The sequence below is a fragment of the Lysobacter soli genome (assembly GCF_009755585.1).
Lineage (GTDB): Bacteria > Pseudomonadota > Gammaproteobacteria > Xanthomonadales > Xanthomonadaceae > Lysobacter_J > Lysobacter_J soli.
In genome coordinates, this window is record NZ_CP046603.1 from 3,538,614 (window position 1) to 3,555,611 (window position 16,998).

Genomic DNA, 16,998 nt, shown 5'->3' on the forward strand with positions numbered 1-16,998 from the left:
TCGCTTGCATTTGCATGCTTTGAATCATTAATGCTTGTTACAGGACATCTGCTGATGGACAACCATCCACTAGCCAGACGCCCGCACAAGTCACCTGCGCACACTGTCAAAGATCTCGGGGCCGGCCTCAGCGCCTTTCCCTTGCCTCACCCCGCCGCACCGAAGTGCCCGAGGGAGCCGACTACTATACAGCGAATTTCGATTCCGTCAACACCGTGTCGAGATCTTTTTCGCTGCCCCCGCCTCCCGTTCAGCGCCTCGTTTCAAGGCCGTCCCGTCAGCAGGGCCGCGCATCTTACAGCACCTTCGAAGTTCGTCAACCGCCCTTCGAACAACGCCGCTTCAACCGCGTCCCGCGTCAGTGATTCACCTCGGCGGGGCGCGCATTGTGCACATGCGTTCCGGGTTTGGGAAGGGGTGCGTCGAATGTTTTTTCATTGACTCGCGAAAGGCGTTGCCGGATGTTCCGGTCTTCCCTGTTCCCGGCGCCCTGGAGCCACATATGACCGCCTTCCGACTGCTGTTCGTGTGCTGTGGCCTCGCCCTGTCCGGTTGCGCCAGTGGCGCCGACACCTGGGTCGAGCTGGGCGGCCAGCGCTATGCGGTGGAAGTGGCCGACGATGAGGCCGAACGCGAGCGCGGCCTGATGTTCCGCGACGAAATGGCTGCCGATCGCGGAATGCTCTTCATCCACGAGCGCCAGGAGCCGCTCGCCTACTGGATGAAGAACACGAAGATCCCGCTGGACATCCTCTATTTCGATTCGGCCCGCAAGCTGGTCTCGCAGCAGCGTGACGTACCGCCCTGCTCGCTGGGCGACCGCTGCCCGCCGTATCCCAGCGACGCGCCGGCGCGTTACGTGCTCGAACTCAACGCCGGCCAGGCGGCGCGGCTGAAGCTCCAGGACGGCGCGGAACTGACGTTCAGCCCGGGCCTGGTGAAGCCCTGAACCGCCCCATGAGCCGCCTCAGAGCGGCATCATCTCGAAATCGTCCTTGGTGACGCCGCAGTCCGGGCACGTCCAGGTGTCCGGAACGTCCTCCCAGCGGGTGCCCGGGGCAATGCCCTCTTCCGGCAGGCCCAAGGCTTCGTCGTAGATGAAGCCGCAGACGACGCACATCCAGGTGCGGAACGTGGTGGTCGCAGCGGTCTCGGACATGGGCGGATAATGCGGGCTTTGCGGGAACGCGCATTGTCCCACCGCGCCCGCGCCCACGGAAGCTTCCCGCATGAATCCGCCCTGGCCGCCGCGCGGCCTCTACGCCATCACGCCTGACGAAACCGACACCGACCGCCTACTGGCCCGCGTGAAGGTCATTCTGGCTGCCGGCGCCACCTGGCTGCAGTACCGAAACAAAGCCGCGGACGGGGCCCTCCGCGCCACTCAGGCCCGGAAGCTCCTGCCTCTGTGCCGCCGCTACGGCGTGCCGCTGATCGTGAATGACGACTGGCGCCTTGCCGCGGCGATCGGCGCCGACGGCGCGCACCTGGGCGAGGACGACGGCGAGCTCGCCGCGGCCCGCGCCGCACTGGGCGACGCGGCGATCATCGGCGCCTCGTGCTACGACGATCCCGAACTCGCTCGGCTGGCCGCCGCGTCCGGCGCCAGCTACATCGCGTTCGGGGCGTTCTTTCCCTCGCCGACAAAACCCAACGCGCGGCGCGCGACGCTCGACCTGCTGCGCGACAGCGCGCCGCTCGGCCTGCCGCGCGTGGCGATCGGCGGGATCACGCCGGACAATGCTCGCCCGCTGGTCGAGGCGGGCGCCGACCTGCTCGCCGTGATATCCGGCGTGTTCGACGCGGCCGATCCGGCGGCTGCCGTGCGCGCCTATCTCGACTGCTTCGATGCGCGGCCTGCGCATTCCTCTTCCACGACGGACATTTCCACGCCATGAACCACGAACGCTCGCATGCCCTGTTTTCCCGCGCCCGCGAACTCATTCCCGGCGGCGTGAACTCGCCGGTGCGCGCCTTCAAGTCGGTCGGCGGCGAACCGTTCTTCGCGCAGAGCGCACAAGGCGCATACATCGTCGACGTCGACGGCAACCGCTACGTCGATTACGTCGGCTCGTGGGGCCCGATGATCGCCGGTCACGCGCACCCTCAGGTGCTCGCCGCGGTGTCCGAAACGATGGTCAACGGCCTCAGCTTCGGCGTGCCCAACGCGCTGGAAGTGACGATGGCCGAGCGCATCGCGCAGATTGTGCCGAGCTGCGAGATGGTGCGCATGGTGAACTCGGGCACCGAAGCGACGTTGTCGGCGATTCGCGTCGCCCGCGGCGCCACCGGGCGCACGCGCATCGTGAAGTTCGAAGGTTGCTACCACGGCCATGGCGACAGCTTCCTGGTGAAGGCCGGCAGCGGCGTGATGACGCTGGGCCTGCCGAATTCCCCGGGCGTCCCGTCGGCACTGGCCGACCTGACCTCGACGATCCCGTACAACGATTTCGACGCGGCCACGAAGCTGTTCGACGAAATCGGCAGCGAAATCGCGGGCCTGATCATCGAACCCATCGTCGGCAACGCGAACTGCATCCTGCCGCGCGATGGCTACCTGCAACACCTGCGCGAACTGTGTAGCAAGCACGGCGCGCTGCTGATCTTCGACGAGGTGATGACCGGTTTTCGTGTCGCGCTCGGCGGCGCGCAGGCGCTCTACGGCATCACGCCGGACCTGTCGACGTTCGGCAAGATCATCGGCGGCGGCATGCCGGTGGGCGCGTACGGCGGTCGTCGCGACCTGATGGAGCAGGTCGCACCGAGCGGCCCGATCTACCAGGCCGGCACGCTGAGCGGCAATCCGGTGGCGATGGCCGCGGGTCTTGCGACGCTCGACCTGATCCAGGTGCCGGGTTTCCACACTGAACTGGAGCGCCGCACGCACGTGCTGTGCGACGGCCTCGAAGCCGCCGCGCGCGATGCCGGCATCGCGTTCACCACCACGCGCGCGCCGGGCATGTTCGGCCTGTATTTCCGCGAAGGTCCGGTGGAAACGTTCGAGGACGCGAAGGCGTCGGACACCGCGCGTTTCAACCGCTTCTTCCACGCGATGCTGGGCCGCGGCGTGTACCTGGCGCCGTCGGCGTTCGAAGCCGGCTTCGTCTCGAGCGCGCATGGCGATGCGGAGATCGCGCACACGATCGACGCGGCACGCGCGTCGTTCGCCGAACTGGGCTGAGATCCGCGAAATAAAGAATCCCCGCGTCAGCGGGGATTTTTGCTTGCAGGCGTTACGTCCGGATCAGCCCGCGTTCGCGACGAACGCGCGCAACGACGAACGCAGGCGCTGCAAACCTTCGGCGATGTCGTCATCGCCGATGTTCAACGCCGGGACGAAACGCAGCACGTCGGGCCCGGCCTGCAGCAACAGCAGGCCGTGGTCGCAGGCGATATCGAGGATCGCGCCCGCCTTGCCCGCATGCGCTTCGCGCAGCTGCGCGCCGAGCATCAGGCCCATGCCGCGGATTTCGGAGAACAGGCCCAGTTCCGCGTCGACTTCAACCAGCGCATCGCGAATCGCCTGCGATTGGCGCGTCACGTTCGCGAGCAGCTGCGGCGATGACAACTCCGCCAGCGCAGCGCGTGCCACCGCGGCGGCGAGCGGGTTTCCGCCGAAGGTCGTGCCATGCGCGCCGAACTGCATCGTTTCTGCGGCCTGCTCGCCCACCAGCATCGCGCCGATCGGGAAACCGCTGCCCAGCGCCTTCGCCAGCGTCACCACGTCCGGCGTCACGCCATAGGCATGGCACGCGAACAGGTGGCCCGTCCGGCCCATGCCGCACTGGATTTCGTCGAGCATCAGCAGCGCGCCGAAACGGTCGCACAGCTCGCGCAGGCCGAGCAGGAATTCCGCCGTCGCCGGCGTCACGCCGCCCTCGCCCTGCACCGGTTCGACCAGCACGGCGCACACGCTGCCCGACGCCATCGCGGCTTCGGCTGCGGCCAGGTCGTTGAAATCGCTGTAGACGAAGCCCGGCGGCAGCGGTTCGAACCCTTCGTGGTACTTCGGTTGCGCGCCGGCGGTGACCGCCGCGAGCGTGCGGCCATGGAAGCTGCCGCGGAACGTGAGGATGCCGCGCTGCGCCGGCGCGCGGCCCTGCGATGCCGCCCACTTGCGCGCGAGCTTGATCGCCGCTTCGTTCGCCTCGGCGCCGGAATTGCAGAAGAACACGCGCTGCGCGAAACGCGATGCGGTGACGAGTTCTTCAGCCAGCCGCAGCGGCGGTTCGCTGACGAACACGTTGGAGGTATGCCAGAGCTTGCCCGCCTGCTCGGTCAGCGCCGCGACCAGCGGCGGATGCGCGTGGCCGAGCGCATTCACCGCGATGCCGGCGCCGAAATCCACGTACTCACGACCATCGCGATCCCACACGCGCGCGCCGCGACCGTGGTCGAGCACGATCCGGCGCGGCCGGTAGACCGGCAGGTAGTAGCGTTCGGACAGCGAGAACAGGTCGGTGGAGGAAGCGCTCATCGATCGGGCGGATAGGTCGTCGTGGGAGAGACATTGTCGCGCATCGCCGCGCCAAGGGGGCCGCGTCAGTCGAAACAGTGCGGCACGAAGCGGCTGGTGTTCCGGGTGACCGCGTCGTCGTCCTCGCGTATGCCCAGGCCCACCGCTTCGTCGCCCACGATCCACGCACCCAGCAGCGCATGCCCGCCCTCGCCCCGGAACAGGGGCGCGAAAGCCTGGTACACGACCCCGGGCTCGGCGAACGCGATGCCACGCTCGGCGATGAAGACGCCTTCGCCTTCGCGCCCGTGGCGAGGCTTGGCGACGACCGGGCCGCCGATGTCGCGCGGATCGTGCGACGCCGGCAGCAGGTTCGGATGGTCGGGGAACAGCTGCCACAGCAGCGGCAACAAGGACTTGTTCGACAGCACCTGCTTCCACGCCGGTTCGATCCAGCGCGTGGCCGCCATGCCCAGATGCGCGGCGAATGGCTCGGCCATCATCCATTCCCACGGATAAAGCTTGAACAGCTGCGTGATCGGGCGGTCGGCAAGGTCGACAAACGCGGCGTCGCGCCAGCCGATGTCCGAAATGTCGAGCCAGCGGGCGTCGAATCCCGCCTGCGCGCAGGTTTCGCGCAGGTATTCGAGGGTCGCTTCGTCCTCCCGCGACTCCAGGCATCCGGCGAAGTGCACCGACGCGTGCTCCGGCAGTACGTCGCGCCAACGCTCCACGAGCTTCTCGTGGATCAGGTTGAACTGGTCGCCGCCGGCGCGTGTTTCCTCGAGCCAGTACCACTGCACCACCGATGCCTCGAACAATGAGGTCGGCGTATCGGCGTTGTACTCGAGCAGCTTCGGTTCGCCATGGCCGTCGTAGGCCAGATCCATGCGTCCGTACAGCGCCTTCTCGCCAGCGCGCCAGGTGCGTTCGACCAGCGTCGCCGCGCGATCGTCGAGACCGAGCGGCGCATAGTCGCCACGCTCGACGACGCGCGCCACCGCCTCCAGGCACATCGCGTGCAATGCATTGCCGGCCGCTTCGATGCGCTCGATCTCGGCGGCGTTGAAGCGATAGCACGCATCCTCGACCCAATACGGGCCGTCGGGCGTGTGGAAGTCGAAGCCCAGCGCTTCCACACGCGCGCGCCAATCCTCACGCGGCGAAATCGATTCGCGACGCATGTGGCGCTCAGGAACCGGCGGCGTGGATACGGCCGGTGCCACCGAATCCGCCGCGATACCCCTGCTGCACGCCAATCGGCGGGCGGTAGCCACCCGATCCACCGCCGCCATAGTAGTAACCACCGCCCCGGTACTGATGGCGACAGGCGCCTTCACCCGGATCGTCCGGCTTGCGGTCGCCGGCGTTGCTCGCGTACCACGGGCCGACCCACGATCCGCCTTCGTAATCGCGCTCGCAGCGGTTTCCGTAGTCGCACTCGCAGCTCGAACGGTCGTAGTACCGGTTGCGCGACATCGGATCGCGCGTGGCCTCGTACACGATCGGCAATCCAATCAGCGCGACGGCACCGATCGTGAGCCACGGTATTTCGAGCGAACGCTTGCGCCGGGCCATCAGTACACCATCGCCGCGGCGTTCAGCAGGCCGACACCGACGTGCAGCGTCGCCGACAGCACCGCCGCGGCCTGCTCGCCGCGCTCGATGCGCGCCGGGAAGGCAGGCAACAGCAGGCGCGTGAAGCCATAGGCGGCGGCCTGAGCAAGCAGCGCGACCGCGCCCCACACGGCCAGGTCCACCAGGCTCACGCTGTGCGCCATCGCGCTGGCCAGCGGCAGGCAGAATCCGATGAGGGCGCCCGACAACGCCGTGCCCGCTGCGAGATTGCCCTCGCGGATCAGCCGGAGTTCGCGATGCGGCGTGAGGTGCAGGTACAGCGCCAGGAACAGCGCGACGAAGCCCAGGCCCACGGCGAAATAGCCGGCGAAGGCCGGCAGTCCTTGCAGATACGACATTCCTTTCCCCCGATTTGCGCGGCGACGTTACCGCGGTCGCATGCCCGCGACAAGCGGCTTGGCGCGCCGTGCACGTCCGGGCTGCGCACAATCGCGGCGGGAGGCCCGCATGCCCACGCTGCTGATGGATCCGGAACTCAAACCCGCACGCGAAACAGGCTGGCGTCGCCGCTGGTTCGACATCGTGTTCCGCCATGACACACGGCGTTCGCGCAACTTCGACCTGGTGCTGATCGCGGCGATCCTGGTCAGCGTCGTGGTGATCATGCTCGACAGCGTCGCGCGCATCCATGCGCGCCACGGCGACCTGCTGCACGGGCTGGAGTGGGGATTCACGCTGCTGTTCACCGCCGAGTACGCGCTGCGCCTGGCGGTGCTGCGCAATCCGTGGCGGTACGCGATCAGCCTGTGGGGCCTGGTCGATCTGGCATCGATCCTGCCGACGTACCTGTCGGTGCTGCTGCCCGGCAGCCAGAGCCTGCTGGCGTTGCGCATCCTGCGCATGCTGCGGCTGTTCCGCATCCTCAAGCTCACGCACTACGTCGAGGAAGGCGGTGTGCTGGTCGGTGCGCTATGGCGCAGCCGCCGCAAGATCTTCGTCTTCGTATGCGCGGTGATGACCATCACCGTGATCTTCGGTGCGCTGATGTACGTCGTCGAAGGTCCGGAACACGGTTTTTCCAGCATCCCGACGAGCATGTACTGGGCCGTGGTGACGATGGCGACGGTCGGCTTCGGCGACATCGCGCCGCAGACCACGCTGGGGCGCTTCATCACGTCGCTGCTGATCCTCATCGGCTACAGCATCATCGCCGTGCCGACCGGCATCTACACCGCGGAACTGGCCAGCAGCCTGCGCGAGGCGAGCGGCGACGCGAGTCGTCTCGATCGCCGCGGCTGCGCGGGCTGCGGGCTGGAAGGCCACGATCCGGCCGCGCACTTCTGCCGTCACTGCGGCACTACGCTGCCGTCGGCCACGGGATGAGACTCAGCGCGGCGGCCGCGCGAGCTGCGCGTCGGTGAGGAACAGGTCCGGCAGCAGATGCTTCGCGTCCGGATCGACGGCGTACCCGCTGAAGTCGGTGACGCCGGCGGCGGAAAGCACGTCGTCGTCGATCAGGAACTGGCCCGAGTAGCCTCCGGACGGCTGCGTCAGTACGACGTGCGCGGCGTCGGCGACGATCTCCGGCGTGCGGCAGAGTTCGGGGCGGACACCGGGAATCATGTTGATCGCGTCGGTGGCGATCACCGTGCGCGGCCACAGCGCGTTGATCGCCACGCCGTGCGGGCCGAATTCCGCGGCCAGGCCCAGCGTCACGAAGCTCATGCCCATCTTCGCCAGCGTGTAGCCGGTGTGCGGCGCCCACCACTTCGGATCCAGGTTCAGCGGCGGCGCGAGCGACAGGATGTGCGGATCTGCGGCCTTCAGCAGGTGCGGCAGACAGGCCTGCGAACACAGGAACGTGCCGCGCGCGTTGACCTGCTGCATCAGGTCGAAGCGCTTCATCGGCGTGTCGAGCGTGCCGCGCAACCAGATCGCGCTGGCGTTGTTGACCAGGATGTCGATGCCGCCGAACGCGTCGACCGTCGCGGCGACAGCGGCGCGAACCTCGTCTTCCTCGCGGATGTCGCACTTGATCGCCAGCGCCTCGCCGCCAGCGGCGACCACTTCCTCGGCCACGGTGTGGATCGTGCCGGGCAGTTTGGGATTGGGAACCGACGACTTCGCGACGATCGCGACGTTGGCGCCGTCGCGCGCGGCCCGCAGCGCGATGGCGCGGCCGATGCCGCGCGAGGCGCCGGTGATGAAGAGCGTTTTTCCGGACAGGGTGCGCATGGCGCGTCTCCTACGTTGCGCGCGCCTTAGGCGCGCCGATCGCCGCGATTATGGCCGGAAGGTCACGGCTTGGGTCCCTGACCTTCGTTGTCTTCCCATTTCAGGATGCGCCGCGTCACGAACCGGTAGGCCGGCTTTCCCGTGGCGAACCACGCCTCGCGCAGCCACGAATGGCGCTTGAGCACGCGCCGCTCCACCGGCGTCAGCGCGTGCGGGCAATAGGTGCGCTTGTGCTTGAGCAGATGACGCAGGTCCTCGCGCGCGAGCAGCCGCATCCAGCGCGAACGCGGCTGCCCGCGCGTGGCGAGCTGAAAGTCGATGATCCCGGGCCGGCCGTCGGCGAGCACCAGCCAGTTGGCCTCCTTCGCCAGGTCGTTGTGCGCCAGTCCGCGCCGATGGAGTTGCTGCAGCAGGCGGCGCGCGCGACGGAAATACGCGAGGTCGCCATGCGGCGGGCGCTGGTACATCGCCGCGCCGTCCATGTAGCTGCGGTCGAGCCGTCGGCCGTCCCAGCGCAGCAGCTGCGGCACGTCGTGCAGGCCGTGGACCTGCTGCAGCGCGCGCGCCTCGCGCCGTGCGAGCCACCACGCGGGAACGCGCAGCCACAGTGGCACATGGCGAAGGTCGCGACGCACGAACAGGCCGCGGTCGTCGCGCATGAGCGCGATGCGGCCGAAGCTGTCGGCCTTGAGCGCCTGGACTTCGATGGCGTCGTCGGATGATGAAGACATCGCGCCAGTGTACGGAATCGCGATTCACGGACGGGACGGCCGAGGGTTCTCCCCGCGGATGCCGATCGTCACCGTGACCGTCGCCATCGCGTCGTCATGGACGCGCTGCCTATAATCGCCCGATGGAACCGGCCTGGATCGAAAGCGCGACCACATGGATCGCGGAGCACCCCGTCGCCGCCGGCGCCGTCATCTTCCTCATCGCCTTCTGCGACGCCGTGGTGCTGCTGGGCATCGTCGTGCCGGCGCTGCCGCTGCTGTTCGCGGTCGGCGCATTGGTGGGCCTGGGGCACATCAGCGGCCCGTATGCGCTGGTGTGCGCGACGCTCGGCGCCTTCATCGGCGACGCCCTGAGCTACTGGGTCGGCCACCGATGGGGCCCGCAGTTGCGATCGCGATGGCCGTTCTCGCGCTATCCGCAGTGGCTCGATCGCGGCGAGGCGATGTTCCGCCGCCATGGCGTGAAGAGCATTTTCATCGCGCGCTTCGTCGGCGCAGTGCGGCCGTTCGTACCCGCCATCGCCGGCATGCTGCACATGCCGCTGCGGCGCTACGCCCTTCCGAGCCTGGTCGCCTGCATCGCATGGTCGGCGCTCTTCCTCGCGCCCGGCTGGGTGCTGGGGCGGTCCTACGACGCGGTGGCCGCGGTGGCCGATCGCCTTGCGCTGGTGCTCGGCGCGCTGGCAGTCGCGGTCGCGCTGGTCTGGGCGGTGGTGCTGTACACGTGGCGATGGTTCGCCGACCACGCGGACACCCTGCTCGCGCGCGCCCTGCGCTGGACCCGCCAGCATCCGCGGCTGGGGCCGTACGCGGCCGCGCTGATCGATCCGAACCGGCCCGAATCCCCGTCGCTGCTGATGCTCGCCGTGTGCCTGCTGGCGATCAGCTGGGCGTGGTTCACGCTGGTCGCCTCGCTGCTGGCCAGCGGCGGGCCGCTGGCGCTGGACCACACCATCCACGACTTCATGTGGAGCCTGCGCAACCCGCTCGCCGACCGCCTGATGGCCGCGCTCGCCTGCATCGGCGATGCCTCCGTGCTCGGCCCGGCGGTGCTGGTCGCGCTGGCCTACCTGCTGTGGCGCAAGCGCTGGATGGCGGCGGCGCATTTCGCGGCGGCGATCGTGTTCGGGCTGGTATTCACGTCGCTGCTGGAAGCGGTGATCGACATGCCGCGTCCGCCGACCGCGCCGGCCGGCTTCGGCTTCCCGTCGGTGGCCGTGACGATGTCGACCATCGTGTTCGGCTTCTTCGCAGTGCTCATCGCGCGCGAATTGCCCGGCCGCACGCGCGTGTGGCCGTACCTGCTCGCGGGCGTGATCACCACGCTGGTCGCGTTCTCGCGCCTGTACCTGGGCGCGCACTGGCCCAGCGACCTCGTCGGCGGCACGCTGTTCGGCGTGCTTTGGCTGCTGGCGCTGGGCATCGCGTATCGCCGCCACGTGCAGCGCTCGTTCTGGATGCGCCCGCTGGCGTGGCTGTTCTACGGCACCTTCGCCATCGCCGCGCTGTGGCATGCGCCGCGCACCGCCGACACGCTGCTGGCGCGCTTTGCCGCCGCGACGCCGACGTCGGTAATGGATGCCGAGGCATGGTGGCGCGAGGGATGGAGCGAGCTGCCGGCGCAGCGCAACGAACGCGACCAGCGCCGCCGCTGGCCGCTGGACGTGCAGGTCGCCGGCTCGCTCGACCCGCTGCGCGAACGCCTGGAAGCGCGCGGCTGGCACGTGCAGCCGCAGGCGGACTGGATCGCGACGCTGGGCCTGCTCGACGACGACACCTCGGCAAGCGAGCAGCCCGTGCTTCCGGCCACGCTCGACGCGCAGGCCGAGACGCTGCTGATGGTGCATCCGGGCGGAAGCGACGACGAAGAGTTCGTGCTGCGCCTGTGGCGCGCGCCGGTGCGCCTGGACGACGGCACGCCGCTATGGATCGGCACGAGTCAGACGTTGCGCCTGAACAAGCCCCTCGCGGTGGCGGCGCTGTGGTTGCCGGTCAGCGACGACGGACGCGCGCACGCGATGGTGCGCGAAGCCCTGAAGGACCTGGACACCGCTGAGGACGCGCATCCGCACGGCGACACGCCCGTGCTGCGCGTGCGCACGACGACGCCGGCAAACGCGTCAGGGAAGTAGCGCGAGGAGCCGGTCGAGCCGCGCGTGCGGATCGTCGGTCTGGAGCAGCACCTGCCGTTGCGCGTTTTCCAGCGGCAGCAGCTCGGCGAGTCGCCAGCCGACCCAGGCCGCATCGTCGAAGCGCGAGTGCGGCGCCTTGGCGTGTTCGCCGCCGATCTGCTCCACGATCTGTTCCAGCAACTTGCCGAGCAGCCCGTGCTCGGGCCGCAGCGGATCGTCGGGATCGGGATCGCACCAGTTCACGTCGGCGACCTGCAGGCCGTTGTCGCGAACGCGCACGCGGTGCGCATGGAAGCGGCGCGTGCCGCGAACCTGCAGCGTCAGCAGGCCGTCCTCGCCGCGGTCGAAGTCCTCGATCACCGCCTCGGTGCCGTATGCGGCCGCGCTCGCCGGCGCGCCCGCTTCCTCGCCGTCGATGATCAGGCAGACGCCGAAGCCGCGGCCGGCGCGGGTGCAATCGCGGACGAGGTCGAGGTAACGCGGTTCGAACACGCGCAACCCGAGCGCCGCGCCGGGAACCAGCACGGTGTGCAGCGGAAACAGCCCCAGCGGTTGCGGCATGGCGTCGTCGGACATTGCGGCCAGTGTAGGGCCGATCCAGTGCCCGCGACGCGAAGGCCGCGCGCCGCGTCAGCGCGCGGCGGCGTCCTTGAGCACGGCGAAGAAGCGGCGCGGTGCGCCGTCGAAGCCGCCATTGGACATGAACACGACGTGGTCGCCGTCGCGCACGCGTTCGCGCAACGCGGCGATCAGCGCGTCGGCGTCGGGCACGGCAACGCCTTCGTGGGCCAGCGCGGACACGACCTTGCCGGCATCCCACGCCAGTTCCGGACGATGCAGGAACACCACCGTGTCGGCGAGGTCGAGCGACGGCGCCAGCGCATCGGAATGCGCGCCCAGGCGCATCGAATTGCTGCGCGGTTCCATCGCGACCACGATCCGCGCATCGCCGACCTTCGCGCGCAGGCCCGCCAGCGTGGTGGCGATCGCGGTCGGATGGTGCGCGAAATCGTCGTAGATGGTGACGCCCTGCGCCTGGCCGATCACTTCCAGCCGGCGCTTCACGCTGCGGAACTCCGACAGCGCGCCGAGCACGCCGGCCACGCCGACACCGACCGCGTTCGCCGCGGCGAGCGCGGCCAGCGCGTTCATCACGTTGTGGCGGCCGAGCAGCGGCCATGTCACTTCGCCCAGTTCCACGCCGCGATGCACGACGGCGAAGCGGCTGCCGTCCTGTTCGATCAGGCGCGCGATCCAGTCGAATGCGGCGCGCGCTACGCTGCGGTCGTCGGCGCGGTCGCCGTGGCTGCGTTCGCCGGCGGATGCGGGGATCTGGCTCGCATCCAGGCCGAAGGTCTCGACCGGCGTCCAGCACCCCATCGCCAGTACTTCGGCCAGGTGCGCGTCCTCGCCGTTGACGATCAGGCGGCCGCGGCGCGGCACGGTCCGCACGAGGTGGTGGAACTGGCGCTGGATGGCGGCCACGTCCGGGAAGATGTCGGCGTGGTCGTATTCCAGGTTGTTGAGGATCGCGACCAGCGGGCGGTAGTGCACGAACTTGCTGCGCTTGTCGAAGAACGCGGTGTCGTACTCGTCGGCTTCGACCACGAACTCGCGGCCCTGCCCCACGCGCGCGGACACACCGAAGTCTTCCGCGACGCCGCCGATCAGGAAGCCTGGTTCACGACCGGCCGCCTGCAGCAGGTAAGTCAGGATGGTCGTGGTGGTCGTCTTGCCGTGCGTGCCGGCGACGGCGAGCGTGTCGCGGCCGGGCAGCAGGTTCTCGCTGAGCCACTGCGCGCCGGACGTGTAGCGGCGGCCGTCGTCGAGCACCTGCTCCACCGCCGCGTTGCCGCGGGAGAGCGCGTTGCCCACGACGATCTGTTCGCAATCGGCCGAGATGTGGTCGGGCGTGTAGCCCTGCTTCAGCGCGATGCCGAGGTTTTCCAGCTGCGTGGACATCGGCGGGTACACCGCCTGGTCGCTGCCTTCGACGTCGTGACCGAGTTCGCGCGCGAGCGCGGCGACACCGCCCATGAAGGTTCCGGCGATGCCAAGGATATGGATCTTCAAGATCGAGACTTCCTGGAGGGTGGCGGCACGGCAAACCGGAGTGTGCACCGCACGGCCATCACTCCCCCTCTCCCGCCTGCGGGAGAGGGCAAGGGGTGAGGGACGTTGGCCAGTGACTTCGATCGAAGCGCATCGGCGGTTTGCCCTCACCCCAACCCTTCTCCCGCAAGCGGGAGAGGGGCTTGAATCAAATCACCCGATCTCTTTCGCCGGCGCAAGCGCCTCGACGATCCGGGTGAACACGTCGTCCAGCGAACCCACGCCGTTCACGACGGTGAGCTGGCCGTGCTGGCGGTAGAAATCGACGACCGGCGCGGTCTGGTCGTTGTAGACCTGCAGGCGACGGCGCACCGATTCCGGGCTGTCGTCCGCGCGGCCTTCGGCCTTGGCGCGGCCGGCGATGCGCTCGACGAGCATCTCGGTCGGCACTTCCAGCTGCACCGCGTAATCCATCGGCTGCCCGATGCGCTGCAGCAGCTGGTCCAGCGCCGCGGCCTGCGCGAGGTTGCGCGGATAACCGTCGAGGATGAAGCCGCCCTTCGTGTCGTCGCGCGAGAAGCGGTCTTCCAGCATGCCCAGCAGGATCTCGTCGCTGACGAGGTTGCCCGAGGCCATGATTTCCTTCGCTTCCAGACCCAGCTTGCTGCCCGCGGCCACTTCGGCGCGAAGCAGGTCGCCGGTCGAAATGTGCGGGACCTGCAGATGGTCCTTGAGTCGCGCGGCCTGCGTGCCCTTGCCGGAGCCGGGCGCGCCCAGAAGTACCAATCGCATCAACATCACTCCTAGAACGGAAAAATCGGGGTGCCGCTGGGGCCGGCGCACGCCGGACCAGGTCCGGGATCGCCGCCCGCCGACCGGCGCTACACTCGCAGCAGCCTGCCCCGGCGGGCAAATTCGCGGTCACTTTACCGCATCCTGCCCAGCCTCCCTCACCCGATCCGCCCACGGACCAGGAATTGGACATGCCCTCCGGAACCCTGCTTTACGCGCAGTCGGGCGGTGTCACCGCTGTCATCAACGCCACCGCCTCGGCCGTGATCCAGACCGCCCGCGCGCACAAGGTCCGCGTGCTCGCCGGCCGCAACGGCATCCTGGGCGTGCTTCGCGAAGAGCTGATCGACACCTCGAAGGAGCCGGCGGGCGTGATCCGATCGCTCGCCCACACGCCCGGCGGCGCGTTCGGCTCGTGCCGGGTGAAGCTGAAATCGCTCGATCAGGACCGGGCGAAGTACGAACGCCTGCTGGAGGTCTTCCGCGCCCACGACGTGCGCTGGTTCCTCTACAACGGCGGCAACGATTCGGCCGACACCGCGCTGAAGGTCTCGCAGCTCGCTGCCGAATTCGATTACCCGCTGACCTGCGTCGGCGTGCCGAAGACGGTCGACAACGACCTGGCCGTGACCGACTGCTGCCCGGGTTTCGGTTCCGTCGCCAAGTTCACCGCGGTGTCGGTGCGCGAGTGCGCGCTGGACGTCGCGGCGATGGCTGATACGTCGACGAAGGTTTTCGTCTACGAGGCGATGGGCCGCCACGCCGGCTGGATCGCCGCCGCCGCGGGGCTGGCCGGCAACGGCGAGGACGCCGCGCCGCATCTCATCCTCTTCCCCGAACGTCCTTACGACGAAGCCGACTTCTTCGCGAAGGTGAAGGCCACCGTCGAGCGCGTCGGCTACTGCGTCGTCGTCGCCAGCGAGGGCATCCAGACGGCCGACGGCAAGTTCGTCGCCGACGCCGGCGGCGGCAAGGATTCCTTCGGCCACACGCAGCTCGGCGGCGTGGCGTCGTTTCTCGCGGGCCGGGTGAAGGACGCGCTCGGTTACAAGGTGCACTGGGCGTTGCCCGATTACCTGCAGCGTTCGGCGCGCCATCTCGCGTCGAAGACCGACCTCGACCAGGCGCAGGCGGTGGGCCGCAAGGCCGTGGAGTTCGCGCTGAAGGGCATGAACTCGGTGATGCCGGTGATCGTGCGCACGTCCGACATGCCGTATCGCTGGAAGGTCGAAGCCGCGCCGCTGTCGCAGATCGCCAACCACGAAAAGAAGATGCCCGACGACTTCATCCGCGCCGACGGTTACGGCATCACCGCACCGGCACGGCGGTACCTGGAACCGCTGATCCGCGGCGAAGCGCCGCCGCCGTACGGGCGCGACGGCCTGCCGAAGTACGTGTCGCTGAAGCACACGCTGGTCGAGAAGAAGCTGCCGCCCTACGCCGGCTGATCGGGCATTGCGAAATCGCCGGGTGTCGGTGAAGCTTTCAGCACCCGGCGCCTGCCGGGGCCCTCGGGGGGAGGGTACAAATCGTTTGGACGTCCGGGGCTGAGGGGAAGTCAGTCGCTGCGCGTCGTTCCCTCGAGGTGAACCACTCACTCAGGGGACGTCGTAATGAAATGGAATCCGCTGCGCACGCTGTGCGCCCTCGCCTTCGCCTCGATCCTGACCGGCTGCGTCAGCATGCCCAAGCAGCAGGCGTTCAACCGCGAAACCCACACGACGATCAAGACGATCGCCGTGCTGGAGACCCACGAAACGCGTCCGGCGGTGTTCATGATGAACCACCCGGGCGCGAACTTCGGCCTGATCGGCGGCCTCATCGCCGCAGGCGACATGGCCAGCAAGGAAAAGAAGCTCAACGCGTTGATCGAACAGGCGCAGTTCCAGCCGCTCGGCTACTTCCGCGAACGCCTCACCGTGCGCATGGAAGAGCGCGGCTATACCCTGGTCTGGCCGCAGTCGCAGGTCGAGAAGACGAAGGCATCGCGAGGCACCTTTGGCCTGCGCAAGGCCTATACGGGCACGCAGGGCGCAGACGCGCAGATGGACATCAACTTCGGCTTCTTCGGTTACGCAGCCGCCGGCGCCGGCGACGCCGCGCCCTATCGCCCGACGGCGACGATGGCCGTGCGCCTGGTTAGCCCCGACGGAAAGCAGAACTATTACACCGACTATTTCGCGTACAACAATGTGTTCAACATGCGCGATGCGGTCGCGATGAACGCCGACCCGGAGTTCAGCTACCCGGGCTTCGACGAACTGCAGGCCGCCGGGCCGCGTTCGGTCGACGGACTGAAACTGGCGATCGATTCGATCGCGTCCGAAATCGCGCGGCAGCTGTAAGCCATGACGATGCGCATCCGAATGACGACCGCGCTGGCGTGCCTGCTCGCCAGCGGATGTTCCAGCATCGCCTACAAGGCGCAGATGCCCGACGTGAGCGCGAACTGCGTCGACAGCCTGCCGGCGATCGCGGTCTCGGGCACGCCGTTGCGCTTCCCGGCCGAAGGCAAGAAGCCGGACGCGAAGTACCTCGAGTTCGCGCAGGTGGCGCGTTGTTATCGCTCGAACGATGGCGCGCCCCGACCGGTTGCGTTGTACCGGCTCGATGCGATCACGCCACCGGCCGAGGTCGACGTCTCGGTGAGCCTGTCCACCGGCGGCACATTCGCGGCGGCGGTCGAAGTGCTCGATGCGGACTTCCAGCCGGTCCGGCGCTACGGCTTCAGCGATTTCGTACGGCGCGGCTCGCTGTACTCGCTCACGCTTTTCCTCAATCCGTCCGGGCGCGCACCTGCGTACCTGATGCTCACGCCGGATGATGGACAGGTGGGTAAAAGCGATACGGCGGTAGGTTCGTTCACCAACGTCGTGTCGGCGCCAGTCGCGGCGACCGGTGCGGTCTTCATGTACAGCACCGGCACCGAGACGCGCACGGTCAGCCCGTTCCTGCAGGGCGGGAAGGTGCTGGTGGTCGCACGACCGCAGTCGAGCGAACTACCCAAGCTGTAATGCCCGAC

The 16,998-nt window shown here is 68.4% G+C and carries 18 protein-coding genes; 8 read left to right on the forward strand and 10 right to left on the reverse strand.

What is annotated here, in order from left to right; translation table 11 throughout:
* Window positions 1-502: 502 nt before the first annotated feature.
* Window positions 503-949: a DUF192 domain-containing protein gene (locus GOY17_RS16095; protein WP_157031131.1), complete on the forward strand. Its 447-nt coding sequence runs from the start codon at window positions 503-505 to the stop codon at window positions 947-949.
* An 18-nt stretch (window positions 950-967) separates the two neighbouring features.
* On the opposite strand, the gene GOY17_RS16100 is transcribed toward GOY17_RS16095, so the two are convergent.
* Window positions 968-1,159, reverse strand: a complete 192-nt coding sequence (locus GOY17_RS16100) for a rubredoxin (protein WP_157031132.1) — start codon at window positions 1,157-1,159, stop codon at window positions 968-970.
* A gap of 70 nt (window positions 1,160-1,229) precedes the next feature.
* Here GOY17_RS16100 and thiE point away from each other — a divergent pair, with 70 nt between their 5' ends.
* Both thiE and hemL read left to right on the forward strand, forming a co-directional pair.
* Window positions 1,230-1,898 carry a thiamine phosphate synthase gene (gene thiE / locus GOY17_RS16105; RefSeq protein ID WP_157031133.1) on the forward strand — a complete coding sequence of 223 codons (669 nt, stop codon included), beginning with the start codon at window positions 1,230-1,232 and terminating at the stop codon, window positions 1,896-1,898.
* The gene (hemL, locus tag GOY17_RS16110) at window positions 1,895-3,181 is read left to right on the forward strand and encodes a glutamate-1-semialdehyde 2,1-aminomutase (RefSeq protein ID WP_157031134.1); all 1,287 of its coding nucleotides are present in this window, start codon (window positions 1,895-1,897) and stop codon (window positions 3,179-3,181) included. The genes thiE and hemL overlap by 4 nt, the downstream gene beginning before the upstream one ends.
* 63 nt (window positions 3,182-3,244) lie before the next feature.
* On the opposite strand, the gene GOY17_RS16115 is transcribed toward hemL, so the two are convergent.
* From GOY17_RS16115 to GOY17_RS16130, 4 genes are all read right to left on the reverse strand, one after another.
* Window positions 3,245-4,477 (reverse strand): acetylornithine/succinyldiaminopimelate transaminase, encoded by a 1,233-nt coding sequence (locus GOY17_RS16115; protein WP_157031135.1) that lies wholly within the window; start codon window positions 4,475-4,477, stop codon window positions 3,245-3,247.
* 65 nt (window positions 4,478-4,542) lie between these two features.
* On the reverse strand, window positions 4,543-5,640 hold the full coding sequence (locus GOY17_RS16120) for a glutathionylspermidine synthase family protein (protein ID WP_157031136.1): 1,098 nt from the start codon (window positions 5,638-5,640) through the stop codon (window positions 4,543-4,545).
* Between the two features lie 7 nt (window positions 5,641-5,647).
* Window positions 5,648-6,034, reverse strand: a complete 387-nt coding sequence (locus GOY17_RS16125; protein ID WP_157031137.1) for a hypothetical protein — start codon at window positions 6,032-6,034, stop codon at window positions 5,648-5,650.
* The gene (locus GOY17_RS16130) at window positions 6,034-6,432 is read right to left on the reverse strand and encodes a DUF350 domain-containing protein (RefSeq protein ID WP_157031138.1); all 399 of its coding nucleotides are present in this window, start codon (window positions 6,430-6,432) and stop codon (window positions 6,034-6,036) included. Before GOY17_RS16130 ends, GOY17_RS16125 begins: the two co-directional genes overlap by 1 nt.
* Before the next feature lie 109 nt (window positions 6,433-6,541).
* On the opposite strand from GOY17_RS16130, the gene GOY17_RS16135 reads away from it, so the two are divergent.
* Window positions 6,542-7,417 carry an ion transporter gene (locus GOY17_RS16135; protein WP_157031139.1) on the forward strand — a complete coding sequence of 292 codons (876 nt, stop codon included), beginning with the start codon at window positions 6,542-6,544 and terminating at the stop codon, window positions 7,415-7,417.
* A 3-nt stretch (window positions 7,418-7,420) separates the two neighbouring features.
* Here the strand turns inward: GOY17_RS16135 and GOY17_RS16140 are convergent, their stop codons facing one another.
* On the reverse strand, window positions 7,421-8,269 hold the full coding sequence (locus GOY17_RS16140; protein ID WP_157031140.1) for an SDR family oxidoreductase: 849 nt from the start codon (window positions 8,267-8,269) through the stop codon (window positions 7,421-7,423).
* Between the two features lie 62 nt (window positions 8,270-8,331).
* The gene (locus tag GOY17_RS16145; RefSeq protein ID WP_157031141.1) at window positions 8,332-9,000 is read right to left on the reverse strand and encodes a protein kinase family protein; all 669 of its coding nucleotides are present in this window, start codon (window positions 8,998-9,000) and stop codon (window positions 8,332-8,334) included.
* 122 nt (window positions 9,001-9,122) lie between these two features.
* Between GOY17_RS16145 and GOY17_RS16150 the strand changes: the two genes are divergently transcribed.
* Window positions 9,123-11,132, forward strand: a complete 2,010-nt coding sequence (locus GOY17_RS16150; RefSeq protein ID WP_157031142.1) for a bifunctional DedA family/phosphatase PAP2 family protein — start codon at window positions 9,123-9,125, stop codon at window positions 11,130-11,132.
* On the opposite strand, the gene GOY17_RS16155 is transcribed toward GOY17_RS16150, so the two are convergent.
* From GOY17_RS16155 to GOY17_RS16165, 3 genes are all read right to left on the reverse strand, one after another.
* Window positions 11,121-11,708: an LON peptidase substrate-binding domain-containing protein gene (locus tag GOY17_RS16155; RefSeq protein WP_232338459.1), complete on the reverse strand. Its 588-nt coding sequence runs from the start codon at window positions 11,706-11,708 to the stop codon at window positions 11,121-11,123. The two genes, GOY17_RS16150 and GOY17_RS16155, sit on opposite strands and share 12 nt — an antisense overlap.
* Before the next feature lie 54 nt (window positions 11,709-11,762).
* Window positions 11,763-13,169: a Mur ligase family protein gene (locus GOY17_RS16160; protein ID WP_232338620.1), complete on the reverse strand. Its 1,407-nt coding sequence runs from the start codon at window positions 13,167-13,169 to the stop codon at window positions 11,763-11,765.
* A gap of 228 nt (window positions 13,170-13,397) precedes the next feature.
* Window positions 13,398-13,976, reverse strand: coding sequence for an adenylate kinase (locus tag GOY17_RS16165; RefSeq protein ID WP_157031143.1), 579 nt, complete (start codon window positions 13,974-13,976; stop codon window positions 13,398-13,400).
* 191 nt (window positions 13,977-14,167) lie between these two features.
* Between GOY17_RS16165 and GOY17_RS16170 the strand changes: the two genes are divergently transcribed.
* From GOY17_RS16170 to GOY17_RS16180, 3 genes are all read left to right on the forward strand, one after another.
* On the forward strand, window positions 14,168-15,424 hold the full coding sequence (locus GOY17_RS16170) for a 6-phosphofructokinase (RefSeq protein WP_157031144.1): 1,257 nt from the start codon (window positions 14,168-14,170) through the stop codon (window positions 15,422-15,424).
* 165 nt (window positions 15,425-15,589) lie between these two features.
* A complete protein-coding gene (locus GOY17_RS16175) occupies window positions 15,590-16,321 on the forward strand; it encodes a hypothetical protein (protein ID WP_157031145.1) in 732 nt (243 codons plus the stop codon).
* 3 nt (window positions 16,322-16,324) lie between these two features.
* Window positions 16,325-16,990 (forward strand): hypothetical protein, encoded by a 666-nt coding sequence (locus tag GOY17_RS16180; RefSeq protein ID WP_157031146.1) that lies wholly within the window; start codon window positions 16,325-16,327, stop codon window positions 16,988-16,990.
* Window positions 16,991-16,998: the final 8 nt, after the last annotated feature.